General features: G+C 72.7%; 14 protein-coding genes and 1 pseudogene. 3 read left to right on the forward strand and 12 right to left on the reverse strand.

The features are described 5' to 3' along the window. Window positions 1–40: 40 nt before the first annotated feature. The 7 genes and pseudogenes from K336_RS0103835 to K336_RS20080 form a co-directional block, all read right to left on the reverse strand. Complete coding sequence (locus tag K336_RS0103835) at window positions 41–1465, reverse strand: peptidoglycan D,D-transpeptidase FtsI family protein (protein WP_028706334.1); 1425 nt, start codon at window positions 1463–1465, stop codon at window positions 41–43. After that, window positions 1462–2859, reverse strand: a complete 1398-nt coding sequence (locus K336_RS14220; protein ID WP_021797746.1) for an FtsW/RodA/SpoVE family cell cycle protein — start codon at window positions 2857–2859, stop codon at window positions 1462–1464. Before K336_RS14220 ends, K336_RS0103835 begins: the two co-directional genes overlap by 4 nt. Then, entirely contained in the window at window positions 2856–4403 is a 1548-nt protein-coding gene (locus tag K336_RS14225; protein ID WP_021797748.1) for a PP2C family protein-serine/threonine phosphatase, read from the reverse strand. The genes K336_RS14220 and K336_RS14225 overlap by 4 nt, the downstream gene beginning before the upstream one ends. Before the next feature lie 3 nt (window positions 4404–4406). After that, window positions 4407–4880, reverse strand: a complete 474-nt coding sequence (locus tag K336_RS0103850) for an FHA domain-containing protein FhaB/FipA (RefSeq protein WP_021797744.1) — start codon at window positions 4878–4880, stop codon at window positions 4407–4409. 1 nt (window position 4881) lies between these two features. After that, on the reverse strand, window positions 4882–5598 hold the full coding sequence (locus tag K336_RS0103855) for an FhaA domain-containing protein (protein WP_021797739.1): 717 nt from the start codon (window positions 5596–5598) through the stop codon (window positions 4882–4884). Window positions 5599–5900: 302 nt separating this feature from the next. Then, window positions 5901–7406 carry a hypothetical protein gene (locus tag K336_RS0103860; protein ID WP_021797741.1) on the reverse strand — a complete coding sequence of 502 codons (1506 nt, stop codon included), beginning with the start codon at window positions 7404–7406 and terminating at the stop codon, window positions 5901–5903. A gap of 617 nt (window positions 7407–8023) precedes the next feature. Continuing rightward, window positions 8024–8113, reverse strand: a pseudogene (locus tag K336_RS20080) (LPXTG cell wall anchor domain-containing protein); the annotation flags it as partial. 22 nt (window positions 8114–8135) lie between these two features. Here K336_RS20080 and K336_RS19660 point away from each other — a divergent pair. Continuing rightward, window positions 8136–8711 (forward strand): hypothetical protein, encoded by a 576-nt coding sequence (locus K336_RS19660; RefSeq protein ID WP_233418715.1) that lies wholly within the window; start codon window positions 8136–8138, stop codon window positions 8709–8711. Window positions 8712–9093: 382 nt separating this feature from the next. Here the strand turns inward: K336_RS19660 and K336_RS0103870 are convergent, their stop codons facing one another. Beyond that, window positions 9094–9360 carry a hypothetical protein gene (locus K336_RS0103870; protein ID WP_021797745.1) on the reverse strand — a complete coding sequence of 89 codons (267 nt, stop codon included), beginning with the start codon at window positions 9358–9360 and terminating at the stop codon, window positions 9094–9096. A gap of 331 nt (window positions 9361–9691) precedes the next feature. Then, window positions 9692–11512, reverse strand: coding sequence for a glycoside hydrolase family 2 protein (locus tag K336_RS0103875; protein WP_021797747.1), 1821 nt, complete (start codon window positions 11510–11512; stop codon window positions 9692–9694). 211 nt (window positions 11513–11723) lie between these two features. On the opposite strand from K336_RS0103875, the gene K336_RS0103880 reads away from it, so the two are divergent. Further along, window positions 11724–11960, forward strand: coding sequence for a hypothetical protein (locus K336_RS0103880; RefSeq protein WP_028706337.1), 237 nt, complete (start codon window positions 11724–11726; stop codon window positions 11958–11960). A 28-nt stretch (window positions 11961–11988) separates the two neighbouring features. Here the strand turns inward: K336_RS0103880 and K336_RS0103885 are convergent, their stop codons facing one another. The 3 genes from K336_RS0103885 to mmuM form a co-directional block, all read right to left on the reverse strand. Then, window positions 11989–13170: a mannosyltransferase family protein gene (locus K336_RS0103885; protein WP_028706338.1), complete on the reverse strand. Its 1182-nt coding sequence runs from the start codon at window positions 13168–13170 to the stop codon at window positions 11989–11991. Between the two features lie 97 nt (window positions 13171–13267). After that, complete coding sequence (locus tag K336_RS0103890; protein ID WP_028706339.1) at window positions 13268–13786, reverse strand: hypothetical protein; 519 nt, start codon at window positions 13784–13786, stop codon at window positions 13268–13270. A gap of 256 nt (window positions 13787–14042) precedes the next feature. Beyond that, window positions 14043–14969, reverse strand: coding sequence for a homocysteine S-methyltransferase (gene mmuM / locus K336_RS0103895; RefSeq protein ID WP_028706340.1), 927 nt, complete (start codon window positions 14967–14969; stop codon window positions 14043–14045). Between the two features lie 432 nt (window positions 14970–15401). Here mmuM and K336_RS16785 point away from each other — a divergent pair, with 432 nt between their 5' ends. Continuing rightward, the gene (locus tag K336_RS16785; RefSeq protein WP_123826127.1) at window positions 15402–16106 is read left to right on the forward strand and encodes a hypothetical protein; all 705 of its coding nucleotides are present in this window, start codon (window positions 15402–15404) and stop codon (window positions 16104–16106) included. The last annotated feature ends 131 nt before the right edge of the window (window positions 16107–16237 follow it).

Here is a 16237-nt window from a genome sequence, read left to right on the forward strand (position 1 = left end):
CGGGGCCGGCCCCGGCGGCTCGTCCCCCCGGTCGGGGCCGTCATGATGCGAGCGCCTCGAAGACGGTGCGCGCCGCGACGGTGGCATTGCCGGTGGCGGTGCCGGACTGGTTGGGGTCGGCCAGGAAGACGGCGAGCGCCACATGCGTCTCCTGGTCGAAGCCGGCGAACCAGGAGTAGGCGCTGGCGCCGGGCATGTTCTCGGCGGTCCCGGTCTTGCCGCCGATCGTCTGCCCGCCGATCTGCGTCGAGGTGGCGGTGCCGGACTGGACGACGTGGATCATCATCTGTTGCATCGAGGACGCCGTCTGCTCACTCACGGCCCGGCGGACCGTCGTCGGGCCCGTCTCGGAGATGACGTTGAGGTTCGCGTCGCGCACCTGGGAGACGGCGTACGGCTGCATGACCTGGCCGCCGTTGGCGAGGGTGGCGGCCACCGAGGCCATCTGCAGCGGGGTGGCCGACACGTCGTACTGGCCGATGGAGCTCATGGCCAGCTGGGCGTTGTCCAGGTCCGACGGGAAGACGCTCGTCGCCGAGTTCACGTCGCCGCCGAAGGACGCGTTGAAGCCGAACTTCTCGGCCTGCGCGCGGACCTTGTCCTGGCCGAGGGACATGCCCAGGTTCGCGAAGGCCGTGTTGCAGGAGACCTGCAGGGCGTGGTCGATCGTCGTCGTGTCGCCGCCGCAGTTCGTGGAGTTCGGCAGTGTCGTCGTCGAGTTGTCCAGCGGCAGCGTGGTCGGCGACTCGACGGTGCTGTCGGCGCCCATGCCGTCCTCGAGGGCGGCCGAGGCGACGACGAGCTTGAAGGTCGAGCCGGGCGGGTAGATCTCCTGGGTGGCGCGGTCCTCCAGCGGGCGGCCCTCGTCGGAGTTCAGCCGGTCCCACGCGGCCTGCGTGCTCTCCAGGTCGGTGCTCGACAGCTCGTTCGGGTCGTAGCCGGGCGTCGAGGCCCAGGTCAGGATCGCTCCGGTCGTGTAGTCCATCGCGATGACGGCGCCGGTGCGCCCGCCGAGCGCGTTCGAAGCGGCCTGCTGGGCGTTCGGGTCGAGCGTCGTCTGGATGGTGGCTCCCTGCGCCGGGGTGCCGCTCAGCTCGCCGAGGATGCGTCGGAACAGCTGCGAGTCACCGGTGCCCGACAGCTCGTCGTTGTAGGTCTGCTCCAGCCCGGTGCGCCCGTAGATGTACGAGTAGTGGCCGGTGACCGGGGCGTAGAGCGGCCCGTCGGAGTAGTTGCGCTGGACGCTGAAGCGTCCGCCCTCGACCGGCACCGTCTCGGCGACGGCCGTCGTGCCGACGAGGATCGAGCCGCGCGGGGCGTCGAACTGGGCGTCGACGACGCGCCGGTTACCCGGGTCGGACAGCAGACCGGCGGACCGCCAGGCGTAGTTGACAGTGACATTCACCAGGAGGGCGAGGACCATGAGGGCGGCGAAGACCGAGACCCTGCGCAGTGCCTTGTTCATGATCCCACCTTCCTGATGAAGGCCGTCGGGGCCTCGGCCAGGTCGGCCTCGGAGGTCTCGTCGGGGACCCCCGCCGGGGCGCGCCCGGCGTGCGAGACCTGCATGAGGGCGGCGATGATCACCCAGTTGGCGATGAGCGAGGAGCCGCCCTGCGAGAGGAAGGGCGTCGTGAGGCCGGTCAGCGGCAGCAGCCGGGTGACGCCGCCGATGATGGCGAAGACCTGCAGCGCGAAGGTGAACGACAGGCCGCCGGCGAGCAGCTTGCCGAAGACGTCGCGCGCGGTGAGGGCGGCGCGCAGGCCGCGGGCGATGATGAGGCCGTAGACGACGATGATGGCCATGAGCCCGATCAGGCCGAGCTCCTCGCCGAGGGAGCTGGCGATGAAGTCGGACTGGGCCAGCGGCACGAGCGACGGGCGTCCCTGGCCCCAGCCCCGCCCGAACAGGCCGCCCCAGGCCATGCCGTACTGGGCCGAGATGATCTGGCCGTTCTGCCCCGGATCGGAGAACGGGTCCAGCCAGGACGAGAAGCGCACCTGGACGTGGTACAGGAATCTGTAGGCGAGGACGCCCGCGCCCCCGAAGAGCACGACGCCGATGACGACCCAGCGGGCCTGGCTGGTGGCCACGTAGAGCATCATGACGAACAGGCCGAAGAACAGCAGCGCCGTGCCCAGATCGTTCTCGAAGACGATGACCGCCACGGCGGCCAGCCACATCACCATGATGGGCAGCAGGTCACGGCCGCGGGGCATGCGGAAGCGGCCCCAGCTGCGCCCGGCGAGCTGGAGCACGTCGCGGTGCTCCGCCAGGTAGGACGCGAAGGCGAGCGTGAGGATGATCTTGGCGATCTCGGCCGGCTGGAAGCTGAAGCCCGCCAGCGAGATCCAGATGCGCGAGCCGTTGGCCTCGTTGGCCGACGAGGCCAGGCCGGGCGTCAGCGGCATGAGCAGGAGGAGCAGGCCGGCCAGGAAGAGCACGTAGGGGTAGCGCTGCAGGTCGCGGTAGTCGCGCACGGCCCAGAGCACCGCGACGAACAGGCCGATGCCGATGGCGGTCCACAGCAGCTGGCCGTTGACGAGGGTCGAGACCGGCTCGTCCTGGTCGAGGCGGTAGATCATCGCCAGGCCGAGGCCGTTGAGCGCCAGTACGCACGGCAGGATCACCGGATCGGCCCACGGGGCGCGCAGTCGCACCGCCAGGTGGGCGACGAGGCACAGGGCCAGCCAGCCGCCGATCACCCACGGCAGGTTCGCCGGAAGGGCGCCGCTCAGGTTGATGGTCGTCATCATGAAACCGCCGAGCCCCAGGAGCGCGGCGACGACGACGAGCGCCAGCTCGACGTTGCGGCGCTTGCGGTAGACGATCGTGGGCCCCGTGCCGGTGCTGCTCATCCGCAGTCCTCCGGGCTGACCGATCCGCTGATCGGGATGGACGGTGGCTCGGAGGGGCCGGACGAGCCGCTCGCCGACGCCGAGGGGGAGGCGCCGCCGCTCGGCGTCGCGCCGCCCTGGCCCTCGTCGGGCGCGGGCGAGCTCTCGGCGCGCTGGGCGATGCAGACCCGGGCGAGCTCGTCGAGGTAGTCGGCCTGGCTGCGGGCCTGGTCGAGGGAGTCGGCCTTGATGTCGGAGCCGTTGACCTTCTGGCGGTAGTAGCTGGGCAGGTCGGCCACCCTGGTGTCGCGCCGCTCGACGAGTCCGCCGAGCCCGTGGCCGGCGATCGTGTCGGGAATGCCCTTGTAGATGGCGACCTGCTCGCCCGCCGGGGCGATGTAGTACTGGCCCATCGCATAGCGCCAAGCCCCGAACAGCCCTCCGGCGAGGACGACCAGGGCGATGAGGACCGAGATGATGACCGACCAGTGGCGTCGTCGTCGCCCGATCATCGGCGTGTAGCGCACGTCCTCGCGGGCGTCGGGGTCGATGAGCCGGGGCCCGTCCGCGTCCTGGTCGTCCCCGCCGGGCCGGACGGCCCTCGTGCCGGATGCGCTGAGGACGGCGGTGGTCTCGTTCGCGCCGGACGGCGGCTTGATGCGGGGCACCTCGACGGTGGAGGCGGCGCCGATCATCGTGCCCGGCCGCGCGTCGAGCTCCTCGGAGGCGGGGACGACGTCGGTGACGATGATCGTGATGTTGTCGTAGCCGCCCGCCTCGTGGGCGGCCTGGGTGAGCGCCTCGACGGCGGCCGCCGGGGTGCGCTCGCGCAGCAGTCGGCGGATCTGGCGGTCCTCGACGAGGCCGCACAGGCCGTCGGAGCAGAAGAGCAGCCGGTCGCCCGCCTGCACGTCGACGAGGCGCAGGTCCGGCTCGTGGGCGGGCTGGCCGTTGAGCACCTTGAGCAGCAGCGAGCGGTGCGGGTGCACCGCCGCCTCCTCGGGGGTGATCTTGCCCTCGTCGATGAGCGACTGCACCCACGAGTGGTCGTGGGTCAGCCGGGTGAGGGAGCCGTTGCGCAGCAGATAGCCGCGCGAGTCGCCGATGTGGGCCAGGCCGAGCTGGGTGCCGCTGAACATGGCGCCGCAGACCGTCGTGCCCATGCCCTCGAGTTCCGGATCGGCGTTGATGAGATCGGCGAGCCGGTCGTTGGCCCGCGTGAGGATCCCGGCCATCGCCTCGAGCATCTGCTCGCCCTCGTGGCGGGTGTCGCCGCGGGCCAGTTCCTGGATGGTCGCCGCGCTGGCGAGGTCGCCGGCCGCCGCGCCGCCCATGCCGTCGGCCACGACGATCATCGTCGGCGAGGTGTAGGCGGAGTCCTGGTTGTTCTTGCGCACCAGGCCGATCTCCGAGTGGGCGCTGGTGTCGAGGCTGAGACGCTCCCGCCCGGCGGTCTCCGGCGTCCCCTCGGCGGGCGGGCGGGCATCCCCTCCGGGCGCGGGCACCGCCCGGTGGGTCCTCGTCGCGTCCTCGTCGGGCGTCCTGGTGGTCTGGGAATCGGTCACGGATCAGCGCTCCAGTTTCAGTTGGGAGCGTCCGATGCGTATCACGTCGTTCGGCCCCACGAGGGTGGGCTCGGCGATCTTCGCGCCATTGACGTAGGTGCCGTTGGTGGACTGCAGGTCGGTGATGACCCACCGGCCGGCGGAGTCCTGCCACAGCTGGGCGTGATGGCCGCTGGCGTAGTCGTCGTCGATGTCGAGGACGCAGTCGACCGAGCGTCCGATGCTGATCTCGCCGTCGAGCGGCACCTCGGTCCCGGTGCGTCGGCCGGCGATGACGGCGAGCCGGCTCGGCCCCTTGCGGCGCCTGCGACGTGCCGCGGGTCTGGCCCCGGTCGGGCCGGGGACGTCGGACAGCTCCGCAGCGGTCGCCGTGCGGCCGAACAGGTCCGTCCTGATGGTGTTCGTCACGAACAGGATGAACAGCCACATCAGGGCCAGGAAGACCACCTTCAGGGTGGCGGCGAGGATGGTGCTCACGTCACGAACCTGCGGGGGAGTGCACGAGCATGCGCGTCGAACCGATCTCTATGCGCGAGCCGTCGTCGAGGCGGCAGTGCTGGATGCGCTGCCCGTTGACGACGATGCCGTTGGTGGAACCCAGGTCCTCAATGGCGATGTCGAGCTCGCCGTACTCGTTCTCGCCGATCCGCACCCGCGCGTGGATGCGCGAGACCCCCGGGTCGTTGATGCGCAGATCGGCCTCGGTGCCGCGTCCGATGGTGAAGCCGGGCGGCATGAGGGGGTGCCGCACGCCGTTGACCTCGAGGACGAGGGGCGCGCGGCGGATCATCGTCGAGGAGGCGGCGCCGTTCGTCTCGGCGACGGTGGCGACGGCGGCGCTGGTGATCTCGAAGTGGCCGGTGCTGAGCGACTCGTCGAGCAGGTACTCGATGTTCACCGGACCGTCGAAGACGTAGTGGCGCTCGGCCGCGTGGGAGCGCAGATCGGGGACGATCTCGGCGTTCAGCGTGCGCGAGTAGGGGGCCAGCCGGTCGTAGTCGTGCTGGGACAGGTGCACCTGGAAGTCGTTGGGGACCAGGCGCTTGTCGCGCGTCAGAAGCCGCGCCTCGGCGTCGAGCTCGCGCTGCAGCCTGGAGGCGATCTCGACGGGCTGCACGTCGCCCTTGAACGCGCGGGCGAAGACGCCGTTGACGGCGCCCTCGAGCTTCTTCTCGACCTTGTCGAACAGACCCACGTGCTCCTCCAACCAAGACGCCGGTGCGGCTCACCCTCTGCGAATCCTAGTGCGGAGCCCTGTGCGCGGCCCAGTTCCGTCGTCCGGCCTGCAGCGCCGGTTGAGACTTGCCGGGGCCCGCCGGGACTCGCCCGGGTGGGTCAACCGTAGCCGAGGGGGGCGGGCCGTGCAGCGGGCACGACGAAGTGCGGATGGGTCGGGCGGGGCCGCCCCCTGCCCGACCCATCCGCACGCGCAGCGGCGGCGGGCATCACCCCGGTGCCCACCGCCGCGGGTCCGTCACGGCGCGTGCGTCGCCGTGGTCATCCGGTCACCCTCGCGTGGTAGCCGTTCAGTCCGCTCACCTCGTTGCCGCTCGTCACGCCGTTGGCCGTCACCGTCGCGGTGTCGGCGTGCTCGCTGCCGGCCGTGACGCCCGACAGGTCGGCCGTGCAGGTGAACTCCCCGCCGACCTCGAACGGCCCGGACCAGACGGTGCCCGTCGTGCCGTCGGGGAAGGCGCAGGTGAGGTTCGAGACGGTGGCGTCGCCGGTGTCCACCGAGTCGTCGATCCGCACGTTCTGCAGTTGCTCCTCGCCGGTGTTGCGGACGGTGAGGACGAGCCGGGCGGCGCCGTTCGCGCTGGTCAGGTCGGCGGCGTCGGCCGCGGTGTCCGCATCGTGGCCGTCGGCGTCCTTCGCATCGATCGAGACGGCGTCGCTGATGAGCCTGCCGCCGCCGTTCGAGGCCCGGACCGACGCCCGGCGCGAGGGCAGCGCAGTGCCGTCCTGGTCGCCGGTGAGGGTGGCGGAGTAGCTGCCGTTGAGATCGTCGATGACGATCGGGAGGCGGACCCGGGTGGCGACCGGCGTGTAGGTGCCGTCGTCACCGGCGGGGGTGGTCACCGTGGCGGTGTAGCTGCGGACGGTGTCCGAGCAGGAGGTCTCGGTGACGTTCATGACCTCGCTCTCGTCGGTACCGACGGTGCCGCTCGTGAGGTCGCTCGGGTTGCCGTTCTGATCCCTGGAGGTGTACCAGGACCAGTGCAGCGGAGTGCCGCAGTCGTGCCGCTGACCGGAGCCGGCCTCGAGGGTGTCGGTCATGGTGAAGGTCGAGGTCGTGGGGCTCGTCGCGCCGGCCTGCCCCACCGCGGGCTGCTGCGAGACGGCATGGATGCGCAGGGTGTCGGCGCCGGCCTGGTTCCCGGCATCGGAGTACAGCCACGTGTCGAGCGAGGTCGGCAGCGCGTCGCAGTTCTCGCACCGGGTGACGTTGACGGAGATCGGGGTGCGGACGCCGTTGACGTCCCAGTCCGTCTGGACGACCTGGCCGGGGGCCACGGTGTTGTCCAGACTCACCGCGAGATAGGCCCGCAGGGTGAGTTCGCCGGTCGCGGCCATGTCGACGCCGGTCTGGTTGAAGGTGACGCGGGCGGTCGTCACGTCGCCGACGGTGGTCACGTCCATCGTGGCGACCCGGGCGCTGCCGTCGATCGACTGGATCGGGTAGCTGCGGTCGCCGGTGACGTCGAAGGCCGGGGGCACCGTGATGTCGAGGTGGTCGCCGACGCAGGACGGCTCAACGGGTCCGATGAGGTTCGCGAGGTAGCTCTGGCCGCCGTGGTAGCTGGTCGCCGCCGCGCCCGAGCTCGTCGTGAGGGAGAGGTTGAGCGTGCTCGCGTCGAGGGCGCTCGCCGTGCACGAGGCCGTGTCCGATGCCGTGCCGGAGGCGTCCGGTTCCGCCTGGGCGGCTGCCACGGGGGCGGGCAGGGCGAGGGCGATCGCCGCGAGGGCGATGCCCGCTCGTGCCAGGGTGTGCGGTGGTGTCACGTCGGAACTCCTCTGCCGTTGCTGTGCCGTTGGCGTGCGGACGCGCACGAACCCTCCGGGTGGGCGTCCCTGGATGGGCCGCCCCGGGGCTGCTGTGCCCTGGTGGGCCACGTCCTCCGGGACGCGCCCCGATGGGCGGTACGAGGTGCGCCTGCCCGCCGGGTGGATGAGCTCAAATCTAACGGAGGATTCTGAGGAATCATACCTTTTTCACAGCTTGAGCTCAGCATTCTCCCCTTTCTGCGGGTCGGCCCGGAGATCCTCCCCGGTTTCCCGGGAGAAGAAGGTGCTCCACAAGCGCGAACAGGATGATCGGGGCCGTGGATGAGGTCCCTCGGGGAGAGGGCTCGATGGGGCCACTGGCATCACTGGGGTGACGGCTTTCTCGGCTTCTTCGGTGCTGGGCCCGGTGCTCCCTCGGAGGGGCGCTGACGCGCCGCGAGCTGACGCCGATGACTCCGCGGGGCGGCGCCGGCGGACGGCCGCCTCGCGCTGCGACCGGCCCGTGACGCGACCGGCAGTGGCCCCGCGCCGAAGACGCGATGAGGGGCCCGGAACGGGTCCGGGCCCCTCTCGGGCCGGGGCCGGGGTTCGGGCCGGTCCCGGTTCTGGTTCGCTCAGCGGCGACGACGACGAATCGCGAGGGCGGTGCCGCCCGCGGCGGCGGCCACGCCGACGCCGGTCAGACCGACCAGCGTGTCAGAGCCGGTGCGGGGGAGCCGGGTCGGCTTGCTCGTCTTGGTCTGCTGGCTGGGTGCGGTGGGGGCGGAACTGCTCGTGCTCTGCGGCGCGTTCGGGGCGGCGCTGGTCGGTGCGGAGCTCGAGGGGGCCGTGTCAGACGGGGTGGCGCTGGAGCTGGAGGAGGTGGTGCTCGAGGGGGCCGCGCTCGGGGTGGCAGTGCCTGAGGGGGTGCTGGTGGCCTGCTGGTCGGCGGACGTGCTGTCTTCGGAGCTGGCACTCGTGGAGGTGCTGGACGACGCCGTGCTGGAGGATGCCGCGCAGGTGGGGGCGCTCGAACTCGAGGATGCCGTGCAGGGGGTGTCCGGCGTTGCGTTCGAGGCGGACGGCGACGTGCTGGAGGAGGCCGCGCAGGTGGGGGCGCTCGAACTCGAGGATGCCGTGCAGGGGGTGTCCGGCGTTGCGTTCGAGGCGGACGGCGACGTGCTGGGGGAGGCCGTGCAGGTGGGGGTGCTCGGCGTCTCGGAGGGAGCCGATGTCTCGTCGGGCTGGGAAGGAGTCGGGCACTGGCACTGGCACGGGTGTTGCTCGTGGCATGCGGGCCTGGCCGGGCCCGTGGCGGCCTGAGCCGTCCCCGCTCCGGCGAGCAGGACGATGCTGGACGCCGCAGCGGCGAGGGTGATCTTGGTTGTCTTCTTCACGTCGGACTCCTATTCAGGGATGAACGTGCGCGTCCGCGTCTGCGCAGGAGTCGGAGAACCCGGCCCTGCTCGGTCCGTGCCGTGATGATCCGGAGGATGGCGGGGGTGCGCTCGTTCATCGGGGGTGAACGCGAACCAATGTAGCCAAAACATGGGGAAAAGTTAAGTGATTCACAGTTTTGCACCCCGGAGCGCACAGCGCACGCACATCCGGGGGCCGCTCAGGGGCTCCGGCGCCGGAGGCGGCAGGGGCCCGGAGCGCAACGCTCCGGGCCCCTGCGGTCCAGTGGTGCGTCCGATCGGGTCCGTCAGCACCCTTCGTGCACGGCCACGCCGTCGGTGGTCCCGTCCGAGGCGCTGTCATCGGCGAGTGCGCGGGTGCCCGTCGCATCGTCGGCGGGCGCGTCGGCGGCGCCCCCGGTCGTCCCGTCGGCGGTCGAGGCTCCCCCGGCGGTGCCGGCGGCCTGGGGCGAGGGGTCGTCCGTCGCGGGGTCCGCTGCGGCGATGCCCGACGCCGTGGGCAGCGCCAAGGCCAGGGCCAGCAGGCCCAGACCCGCCTTCCCGAGCCCGCTCATGTCCCCTCCTGGTGTCTCCTCCTGGGGTGAGGGGTGGGACACGGCCCGGTGGGCGAGAAGGCCCGCGAAGCCGTGACGGAACCGCAGCCATCCCCTTGAAGAAGATGCTCTCGTACTCGTGCCTCGGGGCTGCTGCGCGCCCCGATCTGCGCCGGATCCCCTCCTGACGAGGGCTTCTGGTGCAGATCGCGGGGCAGGGCGGCCCGCCGGCGCTCCGGCGGGCCTCGCTCCCGGCGAAGAGGATTCCCTGACGAGGGACGACGCCTGAGGAAGCGCGCCCGGCGAGACGCGATGAATTCCTTCGGGCCCCGGTCCCGTCCGGTCCCGCGGCTCAGTTCCCGGCCCGGGTCGGCGGCTGCGGGTCCTGGCCGAAGATGGCCGCCAGTTCCTGCACCGGGGCCTTCGGCCGCCGGTTCTCGTCGCACAGGCCGTTGGTCTCCTGGCCCGTGTCGGTCAGTTGCGTCCAGCAGTAACCGCCCAGCGCGTCGCTCGCCCGCACCGCTGCGACGAGCTCCCCGATCCGTCGTACGAACCGACCGCGCGTGCGCACGGTCGAGTAGCCCCAGCCCCGTCCGCCGTCCGGACGGAAGTCGACGCCGCCGAACTCGTCGAGCAGGACCGGAAGATCGACCGGTTGGTCCGAGCCGACGACGACGAAGGCGCGTGCCGGTCCGAGCACGCCCGGGGCGATCCAGCGCTCCATCTGGCGGCCGCGGTAGCGCAGCCGCAGGCGGGCGGGGTTCGCGTCGTAGTCGTGGACGGTGAGCAGGTCCGAGTCGACGTGGTGCCAGCCGTCGTTCGACAGGGCCGGCCGCGAGGGGTCGATGCTGCGCGTCAGCCGCGCGAGCGCCGCGGCCGCGCGGGCCTGCTCGGGGCGGCGGGGGATGTCGGGGAAGCCCCACGACTCGTTGACCGGCACCCAGCAGACGATCGAGGGGTGCCCCTGGTTCGCCCGGACGACCTGCGCCCACTCGCGCCGCAGTCGGCGCACCGCCTCGGAGTCGAAGTCGTGGGCGGCGCCGATCTCGCCGAAGACGAGCAGGCCGAGCCGGTCGGCCCAGTGCAGCAGCCGCGGATCGGCACTCTGCTGGTGGATGCGCATGCCGTTGAAGCCCAGACGCAGGACGAGCTCGGCCTCGTCGGCCAGGGCCCGGGCGCTCGGGGCCGAGAACAGGGAGTCGGGCCAGTAGCACTGCTCGAGCACCTGCCGCAGGTAGACCGGCCGTCCGTCGAGGGTGAGCGCCCGGGGCGTCCTGCCGATCTCCCGCAGCCCGAGGTAGGAGGACACCAGGTCGTCGCCGACGGCGACGACCGCGTCGACGAGCTCCGGGTGCTCGGGGCCCCAGCGCAGCCCGGCGCCGCCGGGGACCGTCAGCCGCACCGTCGTGATCCGTTCGCGGGCGACTGCCGAGGCGCGGGCGAGCGGCCGACCCCGGTGGGCCAGGCCGAGGCGCAGCGGCAGTGGCCGTCGTGGGCGGCGGTTCAGCTCGATGACCGCCGTCACGGCCTCCTCGGCGGCCGGGGTGCGCCAGAGGATCCGCCGCACGTGCACCGGCGGCACCGACTCGATCCACACCGGCCGCCAGATGCCGGTGGAGCGCTGGTACCAGATGCCGGCGGGCTCGTCGCGCCAGGTCTGCTTGCCGCGGGGCTGACTGCGGTCGTGCGGGTCGTCCCAGGCGCGGACGACGACGGTGTGCGGGCCGCCGCCGGTCAGCGCATCGGTGACGTCGAGGGCGAAGGGGCTCTGCCCGCCCTCGTGGGAGCCGGCCTCGACGCCGTCGACCCACACGATCGCGTGGTAGTCGACGCCGCCGAAGTGCAGCAGCAGACGCCGCCCCGGCCGATGACCGGCCGCCGCGAGCCGCTCGGCCGGCAACGCGATGCGGTACCACACGACGGGGTGCGGGCGCTCGTCCGCGATGCCCGAGGCGCGCGACTCCGGCGGAAAGGGCAGGGTGATCGTCCGGTCGAGGCGCTCGGGACGCTCCCACCAGCGCTCGTCGAGGCCGACGCCCTCGTCGTCGGTGGCGAAGCCGGCAGGGCCGTCGAGCGGGGCCCACTGCGGGCGCACGAGGACGGGGCGCGGGTGGTCGCCGTCCTGGCGACTGGGTCGCAGCCGGGCGGCGAGCTCGGCGGGGTCCTCGCGCATCGGCCCCTCCTCCCGCCCGGTGGTTCTGGCGCCCGGTGGTTCCGGCGCTGTCGCGGTGGCGGCTCGGCCCGCCCCTGTCGGAACCAGACTAATCCGCCGGTCGTAGGGGCGTCCCGGATTCTTCCGGCGGCGCCGCGGGGAGGCCGTTCGTCACAAGAACCGTACAGAGGGTTCACAGGAACAGCACTGATCCGGCGCCCACGGTGGGGTCATGAGCACCGACAGGAGCAGTACCGGCAAGAGCGGCATCGGGAGGAACGGCGCCGGCCGTCGTCCCGGCATCCGGCGTTCCCTCGAGGCCCTGGGCCTCGCCGCGGCGATCGCCCTCGGCGGTATCACCGTCATCAGCCCCGAGGAGGCCCATGCGGCCGGGATCAGCCGGCCCCTGGTGATCCAGCCGAGCCCCGTTCAGGCCCAGACTGTCGAATCGACCGACGACGAGCAGTGACCCCGCGCGGCGTCCTCCGCGCGGGCCCTCATCCCGTCCACTGGTCCGCGAGGATCGTCGCCGTGTTGATCACGGCGACGGCGAGCCCGGCGGCGACGAGCGGCCAGCGCCACCGACGGCTGCCCAGCGCGGCTCCCATCGCCAGGACGACGGGGAAGCAGTCGAGCCCGTTGCGGGGCAGGGACAGGAGCACCGGCCCCCGGCACAGGCTGTACAGGGTGAGCCAGACGAAGACCGCCCATTCGGCGCGGCCACGGCGCAGGCACCACCACAGGGCGGCGCAGAAGACGACGAGGAAGACGAACTCGAGTCCCTGCTGCCAGGCCACCGCGCGAGTCTCCGCAGCGCCGATGTGCCGGGCGCTGGCGACCAGGACGCGGCCGAACCAGGCCGAGCCGCGTCCCCAGCCCAGCTCCTGTGCCGTCATCCAGTAGAAGACGTCCCCGGTGCGGGCCCACAGATAGCCGAAGTACGCCAGCGGCGCGCACACCGGGATGCCCAGGCCGAGCAGTCGTCGCCACCCGACGCGGGGGCTCGGCCCGCCGTCGTCCGGCCGGCGGAGCATCATGACCGCGAACATGATCACGACGAACAGGCCGTTCACCCGCACCGCGCAGGCCAGTGCCGTCGCAGCGATCGCCCACCACCAGTGCCGGTGCCGGGCGAGGTACCAGGCCGACAGCGTGCACAGGCCGAAGAGCGCCTCGGTGTAGGGGGCCATGAGGAAGAGCGCGTACGGCCCGAGAAGATAGGCGGCGGCCGCCGCGTGCGGGCTGATGCGCAGCTCCTCGCGGGCGATGCGCGCGAGGAGGACGGCGGCGCCGAGGGCCGCCAGCCAGGTGACGACCGTCGCACCGGCCACGGCCGTGTCCACGTCGAGCCTGCCCAGACCGATGGTCCGCGCGGCGACCCGCGAGAGGAACGGGTATCCGGGGAAGAAGGCCTCGTCGTAGGCGTTGACGCCGTTGTCGGGGGTGAAGTAGCCGGACTCGGTGATGCGCAGCAGGTGCCCGGCGTCGAAGCGCACGTAGGCGTTCAGCGGCCACGGCCCGCCCGCCGAGGGCCGCACGGCGCGCCCGGCCGCGCCGAGGGCCGCCGCCAGGGCGAGGAAGAAGGCCCGGCTGAGCGCCCACCAGAGCGCGCCGGTGCGCAGGTCATCGCGCCATCGGAGCGCATCACCGCGGATGCGCGGTGCGGGGACAGCGGTCATGACGCGTTCGGTTCCTCGGATCCTCGGGGCGGTCGGCCCGGCGCGGGCCCACCCAAGGATAAGGCCCGGCGCCCTCCGGCGCCCCGGGACGGCCCTCTCAGCAACCGGGGACGATCCGCCCTGCGGCCGCGCACCGCGCGAACCAGGCGTCGAGCCCGGCGCGGCGCTCGTCGATGCGGGCCAGTTCGGCCATCATGCGGCGGTTCTCGATGCGGATGCTCTCGTTGCGCTCGTCGATGCGCCCGTTGGCGGCGCCCAGACGCTCGTTGCGGTACGGGATGACGACGATGTTCACGGCCAGGACGACCAGGCCGCCGAGGAGGAGGGCGGCCGGAACGGTCGCGACGAGGCGGCCCGGGTTCGTGCCGGCGCCAGTGGTCAGCAGGACGGCGAGGAGCGCGGCCTCGACGGCGGTCGCGCAGCGCAGCGCATGGCGGCGGGTCCACGGGGCCCGCGCCGCGAGGTGCGGGATCGGGAAGCGGATGCGGTCCTCGATCATCCGGCGCTCCATGTCGAGTTCGGCGACGGCCCGCGCATGGACGGCGCCCGGCCGCCTGTCGCTGTGCGGCGCCGCCGTCGTGGTGGCGCTCGTGCGGTGCAGGATGCCGCTGCTCATGGTCGCTTCGCTTCCCCCTGTCCCGGACGGGTGGTCGTCGTGCGGGATCGTCCGCCGACGCCCCGCCGACGAGGCCCTCACAGGTGATGAATAGCACGGATCGGGTCGTGGGCGGAGCGCGTCGGGCGGCCCGCGGCGCTCCCCGGGGCCCGCCGCATGGCCGGACGGGTGATGAAGTCCCTGACCGGGCGGTTTGCTGGGAAACGGCTGTGACTTCCTGGCAGGATGCTGAGAAGCGCCCCTGATCGATCCCCGATCATCGGAGGGCGGCGGCGATCCGGGCGATGTCGGCCGGCCGCGTGCGGCAGCAGCCGCCGATGAGGCGGGCTCCCGAGGCGAGCCAGCCCGGTACGAGGCGGGCCCAGTCGACCGGGGTCCGGGCGGGCCTCCAGCGGCGGGACCGGGCGTCCCACGCCTCCCCCGAGTTCGGGTAGCAGACGAGCGGCTTGCCGGTGCCGGAGGCGAGCGTCTCCAGCGCGGGGGCGACGAGGGCCGGCGCGACGCAGTTCACGCCGACCGCCGCCACCGTGTCCTCCTCCTGCGCCCATCGGGTGGCTTCGACGAGGGGCGTGCCGTCGGCGAGGACCACCGGGCCGCCGTCGCGGCGCACCTGGAAGCAGACCCACGCCGGGCGGTCGGTCTCGGCCGCGATGAGCCCGACGAGTGCGCGAGCCTCGTCCAGCCGGGGCATCGTCTCGACGGCGAGGACGTCGACGCCGGCCTCTGCGAGGGCGCGGACGCGCTCGACGTGGAAGACGCGGTACTCGGCGGGACTCAGCTCGTAGGTGCCCGTGTACTCCGAGCCGTCGCACAGGTACGCGCCGAAGGGGCCGATGCTGCCGGCCACGAGCGCGCGTCGCCCGGGGCGCCGGTCGGCCCGGTCCTCGACGGCCAGGCGGGCGAGCTCGGCGGCGTCGCGGATGAGCCCGCGCGCCTGGGCCGGTCGCGCCCCGGCATCGGTCAGGCCGAGCACGGACGCCTGGTAGGTGTTCGTCTCGATGACCCGGGCGCCCGCGTCGAGATACGCGGCGTGCACTGCGCCGATCGCCTCGGGCGCCGAGTCGATGGCCGCCGCCGACCACAGGCTCTCGTGCATCGGCACGCTCCGGGCCTCCAGCTCGGTGGCCATCGCCCCGTCCAGGACGACCGGGCCCGCCGCGAGCAGATCGGTGAAGGAGCCCATGGCCCCATCCTGCCGCGCCGCCGTCCGTCCCTCTCCGTTCGGGGCCCGTCCTCCTGCGCCCGCATCAGCCCTCTTGTCCTGTGCCCTGTCGTCCGTCCCTCTCCCGTTCGGGGCCCGTCCTCCTGCGCCCGCATCAGCCCTCTTGTCCTGTGCCCTGTCGTCCGTCCCTCTCCCGTTCCCACCTCATTTCCGTGTTGACACCCGGGTCGTGCCCGAGGTGCCGACGCAGAGGTGAGGTGGGAGCGGGGAGGTGAGGTGGGGTGCGAGCACGGAAGTGGGGTGGGAAGCGGTGAGGGGGACGAGGGGGGCCGGCCGGTCGTCGGTCCCGTCCCGTGCCCCGTCTGTCCCGTCCCGTGCTTTCGGCGGTGCTCCCGGTACCCTGATCGCGGGTCCGTGCGGTGGGCGCGGGCCGCGAATCTGAGGTGGTCGACGATGAGCAGTCCCGTGAACGGTGGATTCGCCTGTTTCAACTGCGGGCTCCTGCTGGCTCCCGACACGGCGCGGTGCCCGCGCTGCGGGGCGCCGCAGCCGGGGCGCGCGAACGGATGCCCTGGCGCCGGCCACCCGAGTCACGTGCCGCCCGCCGAGCCCCTGCACCCGGCCGTCACGGCGATCATCACCTTCTTCTTCGGTCTCTTCGGCCTCATCCCGTGCCTCATCAGCACGAGCCGGGCCAAGCGGCTCAGTCTCCCCACGAGGCCCCACTGGCTGGCCTTCTGGATCCCCGAGCTCGTGAGGGTGTCCATCTACGTCATCGTGGCCATCGGCATGATCGCCGGCGTCGGCATCCTCGCCGGCCTGGCCCCCCGGAGCCCGGGCGGCTCCGGCGGCGTCGCGCCGAGTTCGTCGTACTCGTACTCGACGACCGCTCCCAGCGCGACGAGCTCGTCGGCGCTCGGCTGGCCCGCGGGCGCCGTCGAGTGCTCCTCGAGCGTCGCGGCCGGCAACGACCGGACCAGCTGCGAGTTCGCCCTCAACGTCGCCGACGCCTGGCAGCGGAGCGACAGGGCCTCGACCCAGACGGTCGAGGCCTACAGCCCGGTGACCAACGAGAAGTACACGATGGGGTGCGCCACCGTCGCCGGGTACACGACCTGCTCCGGCGGCAACGGAGCCGTGGTCTACATCCGGAGCTGACGGCGGTCCGCCCGAGACGAGAGGGGCGGGGGTCGGGGCGCGGTCGCTGGCGGTGCCGTGCCCGGCGGCCGTGACCCCTCCCGACGGGGCCATCGACAAGTCAACGGGCCGGGCGCGGCCCGTCCCGATCG

The organism is Propionibacterium acidifaciens DSM 21887 (assembly GCF_000426605.1).
GTDB lineage: Bacteria > Actinomycetota > Actinomycetes > Propionibacteriales > Propionibacteriaceae > Propionibacterium > Propionibacterium acidifaciens.